This is a genomic window from Dongia sp. (genome assembly GCF_041909655.1).
In the GTDB taxonomy this organism is placed as follows: Bacteria; Pseudomonadota; Alphaproteobacteria; order Dongiales; family Dongiaceae; genus Dongia.
On the sequence record NZ_JAYRDA010000006.1, the window covers coordinates 282,864 to 303,003 of the forward strand.

The 20,140-nt window shown below is 63.6% G+C and carries 18 protein-coding genes and 1 riboswitch; of the genes, 8 read left to right on the forward strand and 10 right to left on the reverse strand.

The window, feature by feature from the left end; all coding sequences use genetic code 11:
* Nucleotides 1–9 precede the first annotated feature (9 nt).
* The 7 genes from ACE3PR_RS14575 to ACE3PR_RS14605 form a co-directional block, all read right to left on the reverse strand.
* Nucleotides 10–1,020, reverse strand: a complete 1,011-nt coding sequence (locus ACE3PR_RS14575; protein WP_374373270.1) for a GDP-mannose 4,6-dehydratase — start codon at nt 1,018–1,020, stop codon at nt 10–12.
* Nucleotides 1,017–2,147, reverse strand: coding sequence for a DegT/DnrJ/EryC1/StrS family aminotransferase (locus ACE3PR_RS14580; RefSeq protein ID WP_374373272.1), 1,131 nt, complete (start codon nt 2,145–2,147; stop codon nt 1,017–1,019). The genes ACE3PR_RS14575 and ACE3PR_RS14580 overlap by 4 nt, the downstream gene beginning before the upstream one ends.
* Before the next feature lie 11 nt (nt 2,148–2,158).
* Nucleotides 2,159–3,166, reverse strand: a complete 1,008-nt coding sequence (locus tag ACE3PR_RS14585) for a Gfo/Idh/MocA family protein (protein WP_374373274.1) — start codon at nt 3,164–3,166, stop codon at nt 2,159–2,161.
* Nucleotides 3,160–4,347: a DegT/DnrJ/EryC1/StrS family aminotransferase gene (locus ACE3PR_RS14590; RefSeq protein WP_374373276.1), complete on the reverse strand. Its 1,188-nt coding sequence runs from the start codon at nt 4,345–4,347 to the stop codon at nt 3,160–3,162. The genes ACE3PR_RS14585 and ACE3PR_RS14590 overlap by 7 nt, the downstream gene beginning before the upstream one ends.
* A gap of 249 nt (nt 4,348–4,596) precedes the next feature.
* Complete coding sequence (locus tag ACE3PR_RS14595) at nt 4,597–5,883, reverse strand: TRAP transporter large permease (protein ID WP_374373278.1); 1,287 nt, start codon at nt 5,881–5,883, stop codon at nt 4,597–4,599.
* Nucleotides 5,874–6,371 carry a TRAP transporter small permease gene (locus ACE3PR_RS14600; RefSeq protein ID WP_374373280.1) on the reverse strand — a complete coding sequence of 166 codons (498 nt, stop codon included), beginning with the start codon at nt 6,369–6,371 and terminating at the stop codon, nt 5,874–5,876. Before ACE3PR_RS14600 ends, ACE3PR_RS14595 begins: the two co-directional genes overlap by 10 nt.
* 33 nt (nt 6,372–6,404) lie before the next feature.
* On the reverse strand, nt 6,405–7,379 hold the full coding sequence (locus ACE3PR_RS14605) for a TRAP transporter substrate-binding protein (RefSeq protein WP_374373282.1): 975 nt from the start codon (nt 7,377–7,379) through the stop codon (nt 6,405–6,407).
* Nucleotides 7,380–7,705: 326 nt separating this feature from the next.
* On the opposite strand from ACE3PR_RS14605, the gene ACE3PR_RS14610 reads away from it, so the two are divergent.
* From ACE3PR_RS14610 to ACE3PR_RS14630, 5 genes are read left to right on the forward strand one after another with little or no spacing between them, the layout of a single operon-like run.
* On the forward strand, nt 7,706–8,425 hold the full coding sequence (locus ACE3PR_RS14610; RefSeq protein ID WP_374373285.1) for a FadR/GntR family transcriptional regulator: 720 nt from the start codon (nt 7,706–7,708) through the stop codon (nt 8,423–8,425).
* A 37-nt stretch (nt 8,426–8,462) separates the two neighbouring features.
* Nucleotides 8,463–9,374 carry a 5-dehydro-4-deoxyglucarate dehydratase gene (kdgD, locus tag ACE3PR_RS14615; RefSeq protein ID WP_374373287.1) on the forward strand — a complete coding sequence of 304 codons (912 nt, stop codon included), beginning with the start codon at nt 8,463–8,465 and terminating at the stop codon, nt 9,372–9,374.
* A gap of 19 nt (nt 9,375–9,393) precedes the next feature.
* On the forward strand, nt 9,394–10,209 hold the full coding sequence (locus tag ACE3PR_RS14620; RefSeq protein WP_374373289.1) for an NAD-dependent epimerase/dehydratase family protein: 816 nt from the start codon (nt 9,394–9,396) through the stop codon (nt 10,207–10,209).
* A gap of 2 nt (nt 10,210–10,211) precedes the next feature.
* Nucleotides 10,212–11,303 (forward strand): mandelate racemase/muconate lactonizing enzyme family protein, encoded by a 1,092-nt coding sequence (locus ACE3PR_RS14625; RefSeq protein ID WP_374373292.1) that lies wholly within the window; start codon nt 10,212–10,214, stop codon nt 11,301–11,303.
* Nucleotides 11,304–11,309: 6 nt separating this feature from the next.
* Nucleotides 11,310–12,158 (forward strand): amidohydrolase family protein, encoded by an 849-nt coding sequence (locus ACE3PR_RS14630; protein ID WP_374373294.1) that lies wholly within the window; start codon nt 11,310–11,312, stop codon nt 12,156–12,158.
* Here the strand turns inward: ACE3PR_RS14630 and ACE3PR_RS14635 are convergent.
* From ACE3PR_RS14635 to ACE3PR_RS14645, 3 genes are all read right to left on the reverse strand, one after another.
* Entirely contained in the window at nt 12,155–13,201 is a 1,047-nt protein-coding gene (locus ACE3PR_RS14635) for a 2Fe-2S iron-sulfur cluster-binding protein (RefSeq protein ID WP_374373296.1), read from the reverse strand. The two genes, ACE3PR_RS14630 and ACE3PR_RS14635, sit on opposite strands and share 4 nt — an antisense overlap.
* Nucleotides 13,201–14,445 (reverse strand): aromatic ring-hydroxylating dioxygenase subunit alpha, encoded by a 1,245-nt coding sequence (locus tag ACE3PR_RS14640; RefSeq protein WP_374373299.1) that lies wholly within the window; start codon nt 14,443–14,445, stop codon nt 13,201–13,203. The genes ACE3PR_RS14635 and ACE3PR_RS14640 overlap by 1 nt, the downstream gene beginning before the upstream one ends.
* Nucleotides 14,446–14,582: 137 nt before the next feature.
* Nucleotides 14,583–14,801, reverse strand: a riboswitch (cobalamin riboswitch).
* 61 nt (nt 14,802–14,862) lie between these two features.
* Complete coding sequence (locus tag ACE3PR_RS14645) at nt 14,863–16,476, reverse strand: 5-guanidino-2-oxopentanoate decarboxylase (protein WP_374373301.1); 1,614 nt, start codon at nt 16,474–16,476, stop codon at nt 14,863–14,865.
* Between the two features lie 239 nt (nt 16,477–16,715).
* Here ACE3PR_RS14645 and ACE3PR_RS14650 point away from each other — a divergent pair, with 239 nt between their 5' ends.
* The 3 genes from ACE3PR_RS14650 to ACE3PR_RS14660 all read left to right on the forward strand — a co-directional run bounded on the left by ACE3PR_RS14650 (nt 16,716) and on the right by ACE3PR_RS14660 (nt 20,140).
* The gene (locus ACE3PR_RS14650; protein ID WP_374373303.1) at nt 16,716–17,543 is read left to right on the forward strand and encodes a FadR/GntR family transcriptional regulator; all 828 of its coding nucleotides are present in this window, start codon (nt 16,716–16,718) and stop codon (nt 17,541–17,543) included.
* Between the two features lie 86 nt (nt 17,544–17,629).
* The gene (locus ACE3PR_RS14655) at nt 17,630–18,658 is read left to right on the forward strand and encodes an ABC transporter substrate-binding protein (RefSeq protein ID WP_374373305.1); all 1,029 of its coding nucleotides are present in this window, start codon (nt 17,630–17,632) and stop codon (nt 18,656–18,658) included.
* A 9-nt stretch (nt 18,659–18,667) separates the two neighbouring features.
* Nucleotides 18,668–20,140 carry a sugar ABC transporter ATP-binding protein gene (locus ACE3PR_RS14660; RefSeq protein ID WP_374373307.1) on the forward strand — a complete coding sequence of 491 codons (1,473 nt, stop codon included), beginning with the start codon at nt 18,668–18,670 and terminating at the stop codon, nt 20,138–20,140.

Consider the following 20,140-nt stretch of genomic DNA (forward strand, 5'->3'; position numbering starts at 1 on the left):
CCGGACATCCTAACGCGCGGGCGCGTCCCAATTGATGGGGCGTTCGCTGGCCAGCAGATCGTCAGGATTCTGACCGCTGCCCAGATACCAGTCGCGCAGGGCCTCAAGCCCCTGCTGCAGCGTGATGCGCGGCTTGAAGCCGAACAGGCGCTGGGCCTTGCTGCTGTCGGCGATCAGGCGGCGGACATCGCCCGGACGGTCCGGCCCATGTTCCACCTGGATGTTGCGTCCAGGGAGGACGCGCGCGATGAGGTTGGCAAGGTCATTCACCGAGACTTCGCGGCCATTGCCGAGATTGAGCGTCTCGCCGATCGTGCCTTCATGGAGGGCCGCTTCGATGATGCCCCGGGCCGTGTCGGCGACGAAGGTGAAATCGCGCGTCTGGGTGCCGTCGCCATGGACGATGAGGGGCTTCCCGGCCATCGCGCGCAGCATGAATTTCGGGATCACCTCACCGCTATCGCCCTCGTGATGACTGCGCGGGCCGAAGGCGTTGAACGGCCGGATCACCGTCGTCGGGAAACGCCAGGTGCGCCAATAGGCGTCGGTATAACGCTCGCCGGCGAGCTTCGCCGCGCCATAGACGGTCATCGGGAATTGCGGGTGTTCCTCGGTCATCGGCGCCGTGCGCGCGGTGCCGTAGATCTCGGAGGAGGAGACATAGACGAAGCGCTTGATGCCGGCATTGCGCGCCAGTTCGAGGAGCGCCAAAGTCGCCGTCGCATTGACGGCATGGTTTTCCAGGGGCGCATGCAGCGAATGGCGCACGCCGAGGCAGGCGAGATGCAGGATCAGATCGCGATCCTTGATCAATCCGGCCATGGCGGCCTCGTCGCGGATGTCATTGCGGGCGACGGTCAGGCGCTGCGGATCGATATCGGCGAGATTGGCGTCCTTGCCGTTGACGAAATTGTCGACCACGGTCACCTGGGCGCCCAGCGCCACCAATTGGCGCGCGACCTCGTTGCCGATGAATCCGGCGCCGCCCGTTACCAGGACGCGAAGGTTCTGGGCGTTCACGCCGGCACCTTCGCGGTGACTTCCGCCATCACCTCGCGCAGGGCCTTGGCCACTTCGTCGACCTGGGCCCGGGTCATTTCCGGGAACATCGGCAGCGACAATTCGGCGGCGCCATGATGTTCGGCCAGGGGGAAGCTGCCGCGGCCTCGGCCGAGTTCGGCAAAGCAGGGCTGCAGATGCACCGGCGTCGGATAATGGAGATTGGTGCCGATGCCCCGCGCGGTGAGGCCCGCCATGATGGCCTCGCGCTGCTGCGGGGCGACCAGGATGCCATAGACATGCCAGACATGGCGCCTTCCGGCGCGCTCGACCGGCAGGGTGATGCCGGGCGTGTTCCCGAGCGCTTCCTGATACCAGGCGGCGACCTGGCGCCGGGCTTCGGTCCAGGCTTCGATATGGCGCATCTTGATGTCGAGGACGGCGCCCTGGACACCGTCCATGCGGTAATTGAGGCCCTTGATGACGTGATTGTATTTCCGGTCCTGGCCCCAATCCCGCAGCATGCGCAGCCTGGTCGCCAGCGCATCGTCCGATGTGGCGACGAGGCCGCCCTCGCCATAGGCGCCGAGATTCTTGCCCGGATAGAAGCTGAAGCAGGACATGCGGCCCATCGTGCCGGCGAAGCGGTCGCCGAGCTTGGCGCCGTGCGCCTGGGCCGCGTCCTCGATCACGATCAGGCCGTGCTGGTCGGCGATCCTCTGAATGGCACCCATGTCGGCGCATTGGCCATAGAGATGCACGGGCATGATCGCCTTGGTGCGCGGCGTGATGGCGGCGGCGATGCGGCCGGCATCCAGCAAGGCGGTGTCGGGTTCGATATCGGCAAAGACCGGTGTCGCCCCCACCAGGTCGATGGCGGTCGCGGTGGCGATGAAGGTCATGGTGGTGGTGATGACTTCATCGCCGCGCCCGATGCCGGCGGCGAGCAGCGCCAGATGCAAGGCGGCCGTGCCCGAGCTGCAGCCGATCGCGTGCTTGATGCCATAGGCGGCACCGAAGGCGGCTTCGAATCTGGCGACGGCGGGGCCGAGGACATATTGGCCGCTTTCCAGCACGTCGATGACGGCTTTGTCGACGTCCGGTTTGATGGCCGCGTATTGGCTCTTCAGGTCGAGGAATGGCACCATGATTGCGCTACTCAGAGTTCGAGGATGAGGCCGCCCTGGCGTGCCGAGGCATCCGCCATTTCAAGGAGGCGTACGATGTTGAGGCCGACCTCGCCGGAAGTCAGCGGCGGCTTGTTGGCCGTGAAGCAGTCGTTGGCATGTTCGGCCATGACGGAGAGGGCGTCGCGGCTGTCGAGATGGGGTGCGCGCATGTCGCCGATGCGGTAATCGACCTTCAGCGCCCGCTCCCGCTCGGTGTCGTGGATGAGTTCGATTCCCTTGTCGTAGATGCGGATCTTCTCCGAGGGGTTCATGTCGTCATAGACGACCATGGAACGATCGCCGCCGACGATGATCTGGCGGATCTTGACCGGTGCCAGCCAGCTCGCGTGGATATGGGCAACGGCATTGCCGGGGTAATAGAGCGTGACGTAAGCGAGGCTCGCCTGCTTGGATCCCATCGGGTCGAGCGCCGTGGCGCTGATCGCCGTGGGTGCCGCCGGCATCAGGCTCTGCAGGATGGCGAAATCATGCACCACCAGATCCCAGATGACGTTCACATCGCTCTGGAAGAGACCCAGATTGATGCGGGTCGAATCGTAATAGAGCACGCGGCCGAGCTCGCCCGCCGCACTCATCTGCGCCATGCGCCGGACCGCCGCGGTATAGACGAAGGTGTGGTCGGTCAGGATCTGGCGGCCTTTCTTCGCCGCCAGCTCGACCAATTGTTCGGCCTCGGCCGCGGTTGCGCAGAGCGGCTTTTCTACCACCACATGCTTGCCGGCCTCGAGTGCCGCCTTGGCCAGCGCGAAATGGGTCGAGACCGGCGTCGCCACGGCGATGACGTCGATCTCGGGATCGCGGATCATCTCGAGCGCGTCGGCGAAGACGCGGATCTTGGGGTAAAGACCCAGCGCCCGGTCGCGGTTCTTCGCCTGCTGGTCGGACACCGCGGCCAGAGTCGAGCCGGCGGCCTGATTGAAGACGCGGGCGAGGTTCGGCCCCCAATAGCCGTAACCGATGATTCCATATTTCAGCATGTGGCGCTTTTCCGCTCCGGGGTTTGCAGGGCCGCGTTGAGGGTGGTGGCGACCCGGTCGATCTGCGCCTCGGTCATGGTGTCGAACATCGGCAGGACGAGACCGCGATCCTGCGCCGCTTCCGATTGCGGCAGGGGGAAGCGAATGCCCGCGGCATGGGGGCCGCCGGCATAAGCCGGCTCGCGATGGGCGTTCATGATGCCGCGCCGGGTGGCGATGCCGGCATCGAGCATGGCTTGCATGACGCGGCGCTGATCGGCGCCCGCCGGCAGCAGGACGCAATAGCTCTGCCAGTTTGTGCGCGTGTCGTTGCGGTCCTTGGGCAGTTCCAGCCCGGGAATGACCGAGAGCGCGCGCTGATATTTCTCCGCGAGGTCGCGGCGGCGGGCGATCATGACCGGCAGGCGCTGCAACTGGCAGCGGCCGATCGCGGCCTGGATGTCGGTCAGGCGGAAATTGAAACCGATTTCGGTGTATTCCTCGAACACGACGGCGTTCGACTGGTGGCGCTTCTGATCGTTGACGCTCATGGCGTGCTGGCGCAGCAGGCGCAGCCGTGCCGCCATGGCATCGTCATCGGTGGTGATCATGCCGCCATCGCCGGTCGAGAGCAATTTCCGGGGATGGAAGGAGAAACAGGCCGCCTGGCCGATTGGCTTGCCGATCCGCATCCAGGCACCGTCGGCGAAGAGCTCGCTGCCCGCGGCGCAGGCGGCGTCCTCGATCAGGCGCAGGCCATGCTCGCGTGCGACGGCGGCGATGGCTTCCAGGCGGCAGGGCATCCCCACCTGATGGACGGCGAGGATCGCCTTGGTCTGGGGCGTGATGGCCTGGACAATAAGCTGCGGATCCATGTTGAAATCGTCGAGGCGGATGTCGACGAAGACCGGCACCGCCCCCGCATGGACGATGGCATTGGCTGTGGCGATGAAGGAATGGCTGACCGTGATGACCTCGTCGCCCGGCCCCACGTCATTGGCCAGCAGCGAGAGATGCAAGGCAGTCGTGCAATTCGACACGGCGACGGCATGCCGGGCACCGCAGAAGGCGGCGAATTCCTGCTCGAAGGTCGCAACCTCCGGGCCCTGGGTAACCCAGCCGGAACGCAGAACGCGCGCAACGGCGGCTTCCTCCTCAGGCCCGAAATTCACCCGGGCCAAGGGGATGACTTGATCCGACATGCCAGAAGCTTCCAATCCACTGTAATGCCCAGATATCTACGTTCGCGCCGGAAAAGGAGCAACCGAATAATCGGGCAAGGCAGGGCGGTTGGAGACGGCTCCCGCTCACGATGGTGTGTCGGGCGCCGGGACACTGGAAATTGGGCGGAAGATCGAGGGAATCGCCGAGAAAGAGTGGCGGGCGGATCGCTGCGTCACCTTGTCCCGGCCAGCGCCGATGCGCGGCGACTCGGCCGCACTTCCGATGCCTCAATCCCCCAGCAGCAGATTGGGCAGGAATTCGGCAAAGCCCGGGACATAGGTGACGAGGAAGAGGGCGGCGATGAGGGCGCCGTAGAAGGGCATGATGGTGCGCATGACGTCGGCCACGGAGACACCGCCGATGGCGCAGCCCACCACCTGGGTCGTCCCGACCGGCGGTGTGTTGAGGCCGAGGGCGCAATTGATCAGCATGACCATGCCGAACTGGACCGGACCCATCCCCATCTGCATGCAGATGGGGAGGAAGATCGGCGTGCAGATGAGGATGGTGGCCGCCATGTCGAGAAAGGTGCCGAGCAGGAACAGGATCAAATTGACCAGGAAGAAGATGACGAAGGGCGAGGTCGAAATCTGGCTGAGGAAATCGGCGGTGAGTTGTGCCACGCCATAGAGGCTGATGAGATAGCCGAAGGCATTCGAGATGCCGATGAGGAGCAGCACGATGCCGGTGGTCTTCACCGCCTTGGCCGCCGCCTTCATCAGATGCTCGAAGCGGAGTGTCCGGTAGAAGAAGACGCCGAGCAAAATCGAATAGATGACCGCGACTGCGGCCGATTCCGTCGCCGTGAACACGCCCGAGAGAATACCCACCAGAATGATGGCGATGACGAAAAGGCCGGGAATGGCCGCGGCCAGCGAGCGCCAGACCGGCGCCCAGCCGGGGAAGATGCCAGCGGGATAGCCGCGCTTCAGCGCCACGAGATAGGCCGCCACCAGCATGCAGATGGTGAGCAGCGCGGCCGGGACCAGGCCGGCAACGATGAGGGCGGCGATCGAGACATGGCCGCCGGCCGCCAGGGCATAGATGATCATGTTGTGGCTGGTCGGCATCAGGGCGCCCACCAGCGAGGCATGGGTGGTGACGTTGACCGCGTAATCGGCGTCATAACCTTCGCGCTTCATCATCGGGATCATGACCGAGCCCATGGCCGAGACGTCGGCCACGGGCGAGCCGGAGACGCCGCCGAAAAGCGTGCAGGCCACCACATTCGACATGCCGAGGCCGCCGCGGATATGGCCCACCAGATTGCGCGCGAAATTGACGATGCGGTCGGCGACGCCGCTATAGAGCATCAATTCGCCGGCGAAGATGAAGAAGGGGATCGCGAGGAACGAGAAGATGTTCATGCCGGAGGACATGCGCTGGAACACGACAGCGAGCGGCAGGCCCTCATAAAGGATGGTGGCGACCGCGGAAAGGCCGATGGCGAAGGCCACCGGCACGCCGATCACCAGGAGGACGAGGAAGCTGACGCAGAGGATGATCAATGCCAAGAGGGTTCGACCTTCGTGTCGGCAAGCAGCGCCAGGATATGCTCGATGGAGAAGAGGAAGATGAGCAGGCCGGCGATGACGAGGGGAATGTGATTGAGGCCTTCGGAGAGGCCGAGGACGGGGATTTTGTAGGTCATGACCGATTGCGCGAGCTTGCCGCCGTTCCAGGCCATGATGAGGCCGAACAGGCCCACGAGGACGTGGCAAGTGAGTTCGAACCAGATGTGGTATCGGTCGGGCACGAAGAAGGCGAGGGAATCAAGGCCGATATGGCGCGCATCGCGCACGCCCACCGCGGCGCCGAACATGGTGACGTAAAGCACCAGGACCAGCGCCAGGCTCTCGGCCCAGGTCGGCGTGTTGTTGAGGACGTAGCGGCCGAAAACCTGCCACGCCACAACCACGACGATGGCCAGCAGGCCCGCCACCGCCACATACATGCACAGCCGGGAGATCCAGGCATTGATGGTTGAGAGCCATTTCAGCATGGAATTTTCTCCCGGCCGTGCTGTGTATGCCGGTTACTGGATGGCGCGGATCTGCTCTATCAATGCCTGGAGAGCGGGGTCGGCGGCGAACTTGTCATAGACCGGTTGGGCCGCGTCGATGAAGCTCTGGCGGTCGATCTCGCTGGTGATGGTGGCCCCGCCGGCTTCCACCGCCGCGCGCGATTTCGCCTCGCGCGCATCCCACAATTCGCGCATATAGGGAACTGAATCCTTGGCCGCCTGGCGGATCACGGCCTGATCTTCAGGCGAAAGCGTGTCCCAGACCACCTTCGAGAAGACCAGCAATTCCGGCGACATGGAATGTTCGGTGAGGCTGTAATTCTTGGCGACTTCGAAATGCTTCGAGGATTCGTATGAGGGCCAGTTGTTCTCGGCCCCGTCGACGATGCCGGTCTTCAGCGCGGTATAGACCTCGGCATAGGGGAGGGGCGTCGGGTTGGCGCCCAGGGATTCAATTAGCGTCACCCAAAGGTCGGATTGCTGCACGCGGAGCTTCAGGCCCTTCATGTCGGCCACGCTCTTGATCGGTTTCTCGGTCGTGTAAAAGGAACGTGAGCCGCTATCATAGAAGGCGAGGCCGATGAAGCCCTGCGATTCAAGAGCCGCCAGGATCTTCTCGCCCACCTCGCCATCCAGCGCCTTGCGCATATGTTCCTTGGAATTGAACAGGAAGGGCAAGGCCGGGACGATGGTCTCTGGCACGATGTTGTTGAAGGCGGCTACGTTGACGCGGACCAGATCGAGGGCGCCGATCTTCACCTGCTCGACCGTGTCCTTCTCTGAACCGAGCGCGCTCTGGCCGAACACCTTGATCGTGTGCTTGCCGCCGGTCCGTTCGGCGATCAACTCGCTCATCTTCTTCACCGCCATGACGGTCGGATAATCATCCGGATGCACGTCGGACGAGCGGAATTCGGTGGCGAAAGCGGTGCCGGCCAATGTCATCGACAATGCGAGCCCGGCAATGATGCGGGTGAGTTTTGTCATCTGGGGTCTCCTCCTCGTCGGCGCGCGATTGCATAGATCGCCGCTCGTCTTATTGGGGGTATCCGAGGCAAGTTGTATGATAACCGTATAACCTGGTCAAGCCGACTTAAGTCGTGGGTAGATTGAATCCATATTGAATGTAATGGCTGTATTAATTGGCTAAAAAGTTAACATGACAACATGAGCAAATGCAGCATGACATTTTGCATCTGCGATACGATGGCGAGGCGAATGGCTTCAGTTGTCATACGTCTTAAAGGATGCTAGAAAATGGCCCTGCAGCGCCCGACCGATGAGTTGGCGCGATCTTGCGGGAGGATTTGAGAGTGACGGCCTTGCGCCAGCGCGAAACACTGACATCGCAACTTGTGAAGGCGCTGACCGAGCGCATTCGCAGCGGCCAATTAAAAACCGGCGACCGGCTGCCGACCGAGCAGGAATTGATCGAGGAATTCGCGGTCAGCCGCACGGTGGTGCGCGAGGCGATTTCCAGCCTGCGCGCGGCGGGCCTCGTTGCCTCGCAGCAGGGTGTGGGGGCCTTTGTCCTGCAATCCGATACCACCCAGGCCTTCCGCATCGAGGGCACCAGCCTCAATCTCATTAAGGACGTGATCGCGGTGCTGGAGCTGCGCATCGCGCTGGAATCCGATGCGGCCGCCCTGGCGGCACAGCGCCGCAACGAGACGCATATTGTGAAGCTGCGGGAGGCGCTCGACCGCATGACGGCGGCGATCGATGCCTCGCAGGATGCGGTCTCGCCCGATTTCGATTTCCACCGCACCATCGCCGAGGCGACCGGCAATTCGCATTTCACGCATCTCTTCAGCTATCTGGGGTCGCTGCTGATTCCCCGCGCCCGGGTACAGACCTCGCGCTATTTCCAGGATGACCGCAGCGAATATCTGCGTCGCGTCAACCGCGAGCACGAGGACATCTATCAGGCGATCCTGCGGCAGGATTCGGAAATGGCCCGCTCGGCCATGCGCCTCCATCTCAGCAATTCGCGCGAGCGCCTGCGCCAGGCCATGGCCGCCGGCGAATCCTGAACCTTATTCCCTCGATCCGTTTGCCCAAGGAAATGCGATGCATCCCCAAGAATTGAAATCAGCGATCGGCACCGGCCTGTTGTCTTTTCCGGTGACCGATTTCGACGCCGCCGGTGATTTCAACGCCAAGAGCTACCGGGCGCGGCTGGAATGGCTGATGCCCTATGGTGCCACCGCCTTGTTCGCGGCGGGCGGCACGGGTGAGTTCTTCTCGCTGGCACCCGATGAATATCCGGCCGTGATCCGTGCCGCGGTGGAGACCTGCAAGGGCAAGGTGCCGATCATCGCCGGCACCGGCTATGGCACACGCCAGGCCATCGCCTATGCAAGGGAAGCCGAGAAGGCGGGAGCCGCTGGTCTCCTCATCCTGCCGCATTATCTGGTCGAGGCGGATTCCGAGGGCATCTCGCGCCATGTGGCGGCGATCTGCCGGTCGGTGAAGATCGGTGTCATCGTCTATAATCGCGGCGTTTGCCGGCTGGGCCCCGACACGCTGGAGAAGCTGGCCGCGGAATGCCCCAATCTGATCGGTTTCAAGGATGGGATCGGCGATCTCGAACTCATGGTCTCGGTGCGGCGGCGCATGGGCGATCGGTTCGCCTATCTGGGCGGTTTGCCGACGGCGGAATTCTTCGCCGCCCCCTACAAGGCCATGGGTGTCCCGGTCTATTCCTCGGCGGTGTTCAATTTCATCCCGAAGACGGCGATGGATTTCTACCGTGCCATCACGAGCAACGACGAAGCGACCTTCAATGGTCTTCTCGACACATTCTTCATGCCCTATGCGGCGATCCGCAACCGGCGGCCGGGCTATGCGGTCAGCATCGTGAAGGCAGGGGCCGATCTGGTGGGCCATGGTGCCGGACCGGTGCGGACACCGCTGATGGATTGCAATGCCGACGAACGCGCGGCGCTCAAGGCCCTGATCGATCGGCTTGGGCCGCAATAGAGTTTCGGGAGATTTCGGCATGAAAGTTCTCCTCACCGGAGCAAGCGGCGGCGTCGGCACCAGATTGCGCGAGATGCTGCCCCAGCATTACCCGCATCTCCGCCTCTCCGATCTCGCTGCACCCAAAGATCTCCGCGCCGATGAGGAATTCGTGGCGGCCGATCTTTCCGACATGGTGCAGGTTGAGCGGGCAGTGGACGGCGTGGATGGCATCATCCATCTCGGCGCCCATTCGATCGAGGGGCCATGGGAGACGATCCTGCAGGCCAATATCGCCGGCACCTACAACATCTTCGAGGCGGCGCGGCGCCAGGGGGTGAAGCGCGTGGTCTTTGCGTCGAGCAATCATGTGGTTGGTTTCTATCCGCGCGGCCAGCGCATCGGTACCGACGTGACCGCCTTGCCCGATACGCGCTATGGCGTCAGCAAGGCCTGCGGCGAGGCATTGGGCGCCCTCTATGCCTATAAATATGGTCTGCGCGTGCTGTGCTTGCGCATCGGCAATTTCGGCGACGTGCCGCTGGATGTGCGGCGGCTCTCGATCTGGCTGAAGCCGGAGGATCTCGTTCAATTGATCCAGATCGGCCTGGAACATCCCGATTTGCGCCACGAGATCTTCTACGGCGCCTCGGCCAATACCCGCGGCTGGTGGGACAATTCGGCAGCTTACCGCTATGGCTACAAGCCCAGCGGCGATTCCGAAACCATGCTGCAGGCAGCGCTCGACGGGCAGGCGAAGCTGGCGCCCGATCCGGTCAGCGATTTCTTCCAGGGCGGGCCGTTCTGCAGCCAGGAATTCTCGGCCGATTTCGAGGCCCTGCGGAAAGAACTTTGAACATGGCCAAGATCGCGCGCCTCGACACCCTGCTGCTCGACATCCCCTTCGAGGATTATTACAACGGGCCTCGCACCAAGCCGCGGGGCTGGGTGCAGCGCGATACCTTGCTGGTGCGGGTCGAAACCGATGACGGTCTGGTCGGCTGGGGCGAGGCCTTCGCCTATGCCTGTGCCACGGCTACCCGCGCGGCGGTGATGGACATGTTCAAGCCGCGCCTCATCGGTCAGGCTTGCGACAACATCGCCGCCTTGAGCCGCGAGATGCAAAGGCAGCTTCATATCCAGGGTCGCTACGGCATCACCATCTTCGCCTGGTCGGGGATCGAGATGGCGCTGTGGGACATTGCGGGCAAACGCGAGAATCTCTCGCTGGCGCGGCTTCTGGGCGGGCGGTTGCGCGATCATGTGCCGGCTTATGCGAGCCTGGTGCGTTATGGCGAAGCCTTGCCGGTGGCGCGTGTCACCGAGGCGGCGTTGCGCCAGGGCTATAGCGATGTGAAGCTCCACGAGATCGCTGACGAACCGATCACGGCGGCGCGCGATGCCGGGGGCAAGGCATTGCGCCTCACCACCGACGTCAATTGCAACTGGTCGCTGGATCAGGCGCATGTGCTGCTGCCGCGCATGAAGGAGCTGGAGCTCTATTGGGTCGAGGAACCGATCTGGCCGCCGGAGGACTTTGCGACTTTGGGCCGCCTGGAGCGGGAATTCGGCATGGCGATGGCGGCGGGCGAGAATGCCTCGACGGCTTTTCAGTTCAAGCATCTCATCCCCGTGATCACCTACATCCAGCCGAGCGTCCCCACGGTGGGCGGATTTCTGCAATTCTTCCAGGTCGCGGAAGCGACCAAGGCGGCGGGTAAACAATTGATGCCGCATTGCCCTTACTCGGGACCGGGCTGGTGGGCGAGTTTGCAACTGGCGGCGCTGTTGCCGGAGATCGGCATGCTGGAATTCCTGTTCATCGAACCCGCTGCCTGGGTGGGGATCGATTCCCCGCTGCCGAAAGCCGGCAGGGTCGCCATTCCTGATGCGCCAGGCCTTGGCTTTGCACCGGATCCGACAACCCTCGACCGATTCATCGTGAGCTGAGAGAAGATGGCCCTCATTCGTACCCTGACCGGCACGCCGCCGAAGCTGAAAGCGCCGCGCGGCACCTGCGACACGCATATGCATTTCTACAGCAAGACCTATCCGGCGCTGCCGGGGACGCTCAACCCGCCTGATGCAAGTGTCGCCGATTATCATCAGGTGATGAAATGGCTGGGCATCGAGCGCGCCATCGTGGTGCAGCCCAATGCCTATGGCGCCGACAACCGCGCCACGATGGGCGGGGTCGCGGCCCTGGGCGAGATGGCGCGGGGTGTGGTCGTGGTGAAGCCCGGCATCAGCGATGCCGAATTGGAGGACTACACGCGCAAGGGTGCACGTGGCATCCGCTTCATGACCATGCTGGGCGGGACCCTGGGTTTTGCCGAGATGGACGAGATGGCGGCACGGGTGAAGCCTTTCGGCTGGAGCGCCATCGTGCAGCTCGACGGCCGCAATCTGCCTGAGCACGAGGCCCAATTGCGCCGCCTGCCGGTGAATTACGTGATCGATCATTGCGGCAAGTTTCTGGAGCCGGTGGAGCCGGACAGTGCCGCGTTCAAGACATTGCTGAGTCTGGTCGAGACCGGACGCTGCTGGGTCAAGATCGCCGGCGCCTATGAATCCTCGAAGGAGGGCGCGCCGCGTTTCGAGGATGTGGGCCGGCTGATGCGCATCCTTGTGAAGGCGGCACCCGAACGCGTCATCTGGGGCAGCAACTGGCCCCATGCCCTGGCCGAGAAGATCGGCTATCCGGACGACGCGGCCCAGCTCGATCTGCTGCTTGACTGGGCGCCGGACGAGAAAACGCGGCAGCGCATCCTCGCCGACAACCCGGCCGAGCTCTACGGCTTCTAGAGGTCGATCTCGATCGTGCCCGAGGCCGGGCGCGAGCAGCAGGCGAGGATATAGCCTTCGGCGATGGCGTCGTCGGTGATGCCGCCGTCATGGTTCATCACCACGTCACCGGAAATCTTTTTCACCTGGCAGGTGCCGCACAATCCCATCTCGCAGGCATAGGGGATGGGGATGCCCGCGGCCTGCGCGGCGGCGAGGATCGTCTCGGTGCCGCCGATACTGGCGCTGCGGCCAGATTGCGTGAAGCGGATTTCGGCACTGTCGGTGGTCACCGCTGATTCGACCGGTTTTGGTGCCGCGGGCTGGAAGCTCTCTTCGCGGTAGCGATCGAGCGATCCGGCGATGGTGGTCACAGCCTCACGCATCGCCTGCATGAAGGGGGCGGGGCCGCAGCAGAAGACATCGCGGCCGGCGAGATCGGGGCAGAGCTGGCGCAGCAGCGCATCGCTGGGGCGCCCCACCGGACCAGCCCAATTGGCGCATGCGGGGTCGTCGACAATGAAACGCGGCTTCAGCGCCGGCCAGAATCCGGCGAGCGCATCGATCTCGCTGGTGAAGAGAAGGTCGGCGGGCGTCCGCGCAAAGTGCAGGTAGGTGATGTCAACTTCAGCGGCAAGGTCGTGGAGGTAGCGCGTCATTGAGAGCATCGGTGTGACACCGCTGCCACCGGAGATGAAGAGCAGCTTCTCGGGGTTTGGCGGCAGGGTGAAATCACCGGCCGGTCCGACGGCACTCAGACTCTCGCCTACCTGGAAATGATCCAGCAGCCAGCGCGTGCCGATGCTGTCCTTCTGCGCCTTCACGGTGACGCTCGCCCGCAAGGGTCGGGTCGGCGTCGAAGAAAGCGTGTAGGTGCGATAGACGGTATTGCCCGGCACCGGCAAAGCGAACGTCACGAACTGGCCCGGCTGGTAGCGGAACCAGGCGCCGTCCTCGGCTGCGAAGTGGAAGGTCTTCACATCCGGCGCTTCCGTTGCGATGGCAACACAGCGGAGTTTCGTGGTCGCGGCGTTCCAGAAGCGCAAGGGCTGCGGCGCGTTCATCAGGCGACGTTCCGGTTGGATTGCGTGACGCTCTTCAAACGCGGCGTGATCAGGCGCTGATACCAATCGATGAACTGGATGACGCCGCCTTCGTGGAGCGTGGAATAGGGGCCGGGTTCGTAGGCGGGCGAGAGAATGCCCTTCTGGTTGTCCTCGACGATCTTGCGGTCCTGGTCGTTGGTGGCGAGCCACATCTCGGTCAGGGCCTTGATGTCGTAATCCACACCTTCGACGGCGTCCTTGTGTACCAGCCATTTCGTGGTGACTTCTGTTTCCGTCGGGCTGATCGGCAGAATGCGGAAGCTCAAGGCGTGATCGGCGAGGAGATGGTTCCAGGTGTTGGGGAAATGGAACAGCAGCATGGAGCCGAGATCGTCGCTGGGATAATCGCCGAGGCGCCGGTTGACGGCGGGTTGGCCGTTCATGGTCATGGAGACGGCCTTGTTGCTGAAGGGGATGCGCGCCGTGCGGTACTGGCCGTTATCCGAGATTTTGAACTGGCTGGGCAGGCCCATCTCCTCGCAGCGCCGGGCATGGGCGGCGATGAGATTGTCCTCCTCGACATGATCGACGCCGGTGAGGGTCGGGCTGTCGGAATAGACGCGGCAAAGCTCGGCGTGGTTGCTGGTGCAGTGATAACATTCGCGGTTGTTCTCGATGACCAGCTTCCAATTGCCCTTCTCGATGATGGTCGAGGTGAAGGCGACCTTGGCATCGGCGAGATTGTGCGGCGCCATATAGGGCTCGGCCTGGGCGCGGAACTCGGCGAAGGGCACCGGCTGGTCGGCGAGACTGATGAAGATATAGCCGGCCATTTCCTCGCAATGCACGGGTTTGAGGCCGAACTTCTTGACGTCGATCTCCTTCATCATGTCGCGGGCAAAGACCAGGCGGCCGTCGAGATCGTAGGTCCATTGGTGATAGGGGCAGACCAGCTTCGCACCGGAACCCTTGTCCTTGGTGCAGAGCTGCTGGCCGCGATGGCGGCAGATGTTGTGGAAGGCGCGGATCACCTTGTCCTGGCCGCGGGTGACGATGATCGGATAGGCGCCGATCTTCGCGGTGATGAAATCGCCGGGCTTCTTGATTTCGCAGGAATGCCCGACAAACAGCCATTCGCGGTAGAAGATGTGTTCGAGGTCGAGCTGATGGAAGTCTTCGCTGGTATAGAAATTCTGCGGCAGGCTGAAATTCGGCATTCGGCCGAGGAGTTCGACCAGCATCTGGGTGGAACGCGAAACCATCTCTAGGCACCTCAAGCGACGGCGCGCCGGTTTCCCGGCGGGGCCAGTTGACGAGAGTGATTGCAAGCGAGGGAATGGGTCGGCGCCGATGGCGTGCAGGCACGCGCGGCTGTCCCGCCCGATCGCCCACCGCGATCACGGACCAAAATTCCAGAGGCTGGTTTCCGGGCTGAGGCGGCGGCTCCGTCGAGCCGGGCACGGCGCCTTCCCAGACGGGATGATCCGTCCAGTGGCTTTTGGCCGCGCCCATTCCGCCATGACCGTTGCGGGGGCAGCACCGGGATCTCACCGGCTTCCCAATTCTCCGCGCCGTCTCCTCCCGGGTCCGGCGTGGCACCTCTCGCGGCCGAGGATATGAGAATCGCGGCCAAGACCTCGTCCGGTTGCGACCGGGCCTGTCGCGATTCCGCAAATCAATCAGACGAGATAGGAATCGTCCGCGCGTAGTTCGATCACTGTCGGTTTCTGACGCGTTGCTGCCGCTTTCAGTTCGGCGGCGAGATTGTCGTAGCTGGCCGGGCGACGGGCTTCGCAACCGAAGCCCTTGGCCAACGTCTGGAAGTCGGGCGTGTAGATGTCGACGCCGATCGGGTGGATCTGGCGATCGACCATGTAATTCTTGATCTCGCCATAGCCGTCATTGTTCCAGAGCAGGATGATGAGCGGCACCTGCGCTTCGACCGCGGCGGCCAACTCGCCGATGGTGAATTGCAGGCCGCCATCGCCCACCAGCACGACAACCGGGCGATCCGGTGCCGCCAGCTTGGCGCCGAGACCGGCGGGAAGGCCGTAGCCCAAGGTGCCGTAGCCGGTCGAGGAACTGAAGAAGGAGCGCGGACGCGGCGCTTCGTAGCTCTGGTTGAGGGCATAAACCGGCTCGGCGGAATCACCGACGAGGATCATGTCGGGCAAAGCGGCGCTCACCACCTCGATGATCTTCTGGTGGCGATGCACGGCGGGCCACCAATGCGTCTTCGATGCCGCGCGGATCGCGGCGGCGCGCTTGGCGCCGGCGGTGGTCTTGTCGGCCTTGGTGGCGCCGATGCCCAGCGCCCGCACGATGTCCTCAAGCGCTGCCTTGGCATCGGCGACGATGGGCAGATCGGCGCCGAAGCCGCGCACCAATTGCTCGGGATCGATGTCGATGCGGACCAGCTTGCCGTTGAAGGTGAGGGGTTCGGGATCGGGATACATTTCCGTCTCGCCGAATTCGGTGCCCACGGCCAGCACCACATCCGCCTCGCGGAGTGCGCGGGCGATGGGCGGATAGGCCATGTTCTCGCCGGCGCGCAAAGGATGGCCCGGCGGCAGGATGCCCTTGGCATTGGCGGTGTGGATCACCGGCGCATCGAGATGCTCGGCCAGTTTCTGAGCCGCCGCAGCGGCGTCGGCGGCACCGCCGCCCAGAACCATGAGCGGCGATTTCGCCTGGCGCAGCAAAGCGACGGCGGATTCGAGATCGGCATGGCGCGGGGAGGGGGCGAGGGGGATGTTGCGCGGCGCCACCACCGCCTTTGCCTCAACCTGCGTGGTGATGACGTCGATCGGGATTTCGATATGGACCGGGCGCGGGCGGCCGCCACGGAAGATGGCAAAGGCGCGGGCGATCACCTGCGGCAATTGTTCAGGCCGCAGCAGGGTATGGCTGAAGGCGGCAACCCCCGCCACCATGTTGCGCTGCGATGGCAGTTCATGGAGGCGGCCATCGCCCATGCCGAGCTGTTCGGTGCGGTTGACGCTGGAGATCACCAGCATCGGCACGGAATCGGCATAGGCCTGGCCCATGGCGGTGAGGATATTGGTCATCCCGGGGCCGGTGATGATGAAGCAGACGCCAGGCTTGCCGCTGACACGCGCATAGCCGTCGGCTGCGAACCCGGCACCTTGTTCGTGGCGCGGCGTCACATGGCGGATTTTCGTCTGCGGCAGGCCGCGATAGAGTTCGACCGTATGGACGCCGGGAATGCCGAAGACCATGTCGACGCCATAGGCCTCCAGCAATTGCACCAGAAGCTCGCCACAAGTCGCCATGATCTTTCCCCTAAAAACGTGAATCGACGGCGGGGATAGAGCCACGGGGCGGCAGCCGGTTCAACCTTGAAAACAGCGTCTTGACGGGCACCCCGGAGGCATTTAAGCATATTGTATGACAATAAACGTCGGGCGGCTCGGCGAGGCCGGCCTGACGAAAAAAAATGCACTCGCCCCGGGATTTGATCGATTGGGGAGAAAAATCGGTCGGATCGCGGCAAGTTTGCCGGGAGGGTTCTGTGCTGTCCAAACGCGACAATCGTGGGCGCGACGGGCGTGGGCGCGATATGCGCGGCCCGTTCTTGCGTCAAAGTACGCATCATCAGGTCTTGCAGGAGGTCGGCGAGCGCATACTGTGCGGCGTCTTCTCTCCAGGCGAGATCATGCCCAGCGAAACGGCGCTTTCCGACGAATTGCAGGTCAGCCGCCCGGTCCTGCGCGAAGCGATCAAGGTGCTGGCCGCCAAGGGGCTGGTGGATTCCCGCCCCAAGATCGGCACGCGCGTGAAGCAGCGCGAAGACTGGAACATGCTGGATCCCGACATCCTGGCCTGGGGCTTCGCCTCGCCGGAGGCGGAAAGCTATGCGGTGGCGCTGTCCGAAATGCGTCGCATTCTGGAACCGGCGGCGGCGGCCTTGGCGGCGGAACGTGCCAGTCCGGCGCAGCTCGCCCGCATCAGCGCCGCCTATGACGGCATGGAAGCGGCCGAGGAAGACAGCCAGGACAGCATCGTCAACGACCTCAAATTTCATCAGGCGATCCTGGCGGCGACCGGGAATGCCTTTCTCGCCTCGACCGGGCATGTGATCGAATCCGCCCTCATGTTCAGCTTCAAGATGGCGAGCCAGATCAAGGGGGCGCGCACCCATTCGCTGCCGCGCCATGCCGCCGTGCTGGAAACCATCGCCGCGCACAATCCGGAAGCGGCACGGCATGAAATGGAAGTGCTGCTGGACGAAGCCTGGGCCGATATCGCGGCTTTGCTGGGCGCCAAGGAGCCGCCGCCCGTCAGCGCGGCCAAGGCGCTGGCGCCGGTGCGGATTGGACGGGTCACGCGCAAGAACTGATTGCTGTCCGGACCGGCAGCGTCATCCTGCCGGTCCGGTTCCAGATCAACGGTGACGCAAGCATAAGACCAATTTGGGAGGAGAACATGCGTTTCAAGACTTTGCTGCTTTCGTTCGCGGCGATGGGGATCGTCCTGGGCGTCGGAACTGTCGGCACGATGCCGGCCAAGGCCGATACCGCGGACAAGAAGATCGCGCTGTCCAACAACTATGCCGGCAATTCCTGGCGCCAGGCGATGCTGAAGAGCTGGGAGAAGGTGACGGGCAAAGCCGTGAGCGACGGTGTGGTCGCCGAAGCCTCGGCCTTCACCACCTCGGAAAACCAGGTGACCGAACAGGCCGCGCAGATCCAGAACCTGATCCTGCAAGGCTATGACGCGATCGTCGTCAATGCGGCCTCGCCCGATGCGCTCAACGGCGCCATCAAGCAGGCCTGCGATGCCGGCATCATCGTCGTTTCCTTCGATGGTATCGTGACCGAACCCTGTGCCTGGCGCATCGCGGTCGATTTCAAGCAGATGGGCGCCATCCAGCTCGACTATCTGGCCGAGCGCATGCCCGAGGGCGGCAATCTGCTTGAGATCCGCGGCCTTGCCGGCGTCTTCGTCGATGACGAAATCCATGCCGGCATCGAGCAGGGTGTGGCCAAGCACAGCCAGTTCAAGGTCGTGGGCTCGGTCCATGGCGATTGGGCGCAGGAAGTGGCGCAGAAGGCCGTTGCCGGCATTCTGCCCTCGCTCCCCGAGGTGAAGGCGGTGGTGACCCAGGGCGGTGACGGCTATGGCGCCGCGCAGGCCTTCAAGGCCGCCGGCCGCCCGACGCCGCTCATCATCATGGGCAACCGCCAGGACGAGCTTGCCTGGTGGAAGGAACAGAAGGACGCCAACGGCTATGAGACCATGTCGGTCTCGATCGCGCCCGGCGTCTCGACGCTGGCGTTCTGGGTGGCACAGCAGATCCTCGACGGCCAGGAAGTGCCGAAGGATCTCGTGGTGCCGTTCCTCCAGATCAACCAGGGTGATCTGGAGAAGTCGCTGGAGACCACGGAGAAGGGCGGCGTCGCCAATGTCGAGTATTCGCTCGACGACGCCAAAGCCGTGATCGCCGGCAAGTAAGAGATCGTGATGACCCAATCGCCACGGCAGATCGTCGACCTTGCCGGGATCGCCAAGAGCTTCGGTGCCGTCAAGGCCCTGGCCGGCGTCGATCTGGCCGTGGCGGCTGGGGAATGCGTGGGACTTGTCGGCCATAACGGCGCCGGCAAGTCCACCTTGATGAATGTGCTCGCAGGCACTCTGGTGCCGGATACCGGCAGGATCGATGTCGCCGGCACCGATGTGACGCGCGGCTATGATGTGCGGGTGGCGCATCAGCGCGGCATTCGCTGCGTGTTCCAGGAATTGTCGCTCTGCCCCAATCTCACCGTGGCCGAGAATGCGCGTGTCTTTCACAAGCACCTCACGGGCTTCGGCTGGAAGAAGCGGGCGGCGGCGCTGATCGGCGCCAAGCTTGCCGAGATTTTCCCCGGTCATGACATCCAGCCGCAGGATATCGTCGGCGATCTTTCCATCGGCCGGCGGCAGATGGTGGAAATCGCCCGCGCCTTTACCGTGACCGACGAGCCGCTGGATCTCGTCATTCTCGACGAGCCAACCTCGTCGCTGGACGCGGTGACGGCGGAGCAATTGCTGGGCTTCGTGCGCCGGCAGGTGGCGACGGGGACCAGCGTCATTCTGATCTCGCATATGCTGGGCGAGGTGCTGGGCACCTGCAGCCGGATCGTGGTGATGAAGGATGGCGGCGTCGTGGCGGCAAAGCCCGCCGACGCATTCACGCGGGATTCACTGGTCGCTGCCATGGGTACGGTGGTGGAGGCGCATCAGGCGGCGGCGCAATCGGCGGTCGCGAGCGTTGGCCGCCGGGGGCCGGTGATGGTGCATGCGCGCCTGCGCATCCAGCCCAATGACCGGGCGCTAATCGCCCATCGCGGTGAGGTCATCGGCCTTGCCGGCCTGGCCGGTCATGGTCAGACCCGGATGCTGCTCCAAATCTATGCCGCCAGACGGCGCGATCTCTTTACCGACGTGGCGGCGCCGGTGGCGATCATCGCCGGCGACCGGCAGACCGACGGCATCTTCCCGCTCTGGTCAATCGGCGAGAACGTCACCATCCGTTCGCTGCGCAAGATGGCGCGGCATCTGCTGCTCGATAGAACCAAGGAACGCGCCATGGCGGAAACCTGGCGCGCCCAGATGAAAATCAAGACACCGGACATGGACAACAACATCCTCTCGCTCTCGGGCGGGAACCAGCAGAAGGCGCTCTTCGCCCGCGCGCTCGGCTCGGATGCCGAAATCGTGCTGATGGACGATCCGATGCGCGGCGTCGATGTCGGCACCAAGCTCGAAGTCTATGAGCGCATCCGCCAGGAGGCGGCAGGCGGCCGTACCTTCCTCTGGTACACGACCGAGATCGACGAACTCGGCAATTGCGACCATGTCTATGTCTTCCGCAACGGTATCATCGTCGACGACATTCCGCGCGGTGAACTGACCGAAGCCCGGGTGTTGCGTGCCTCGTTCCATGAGGCGGCGTAA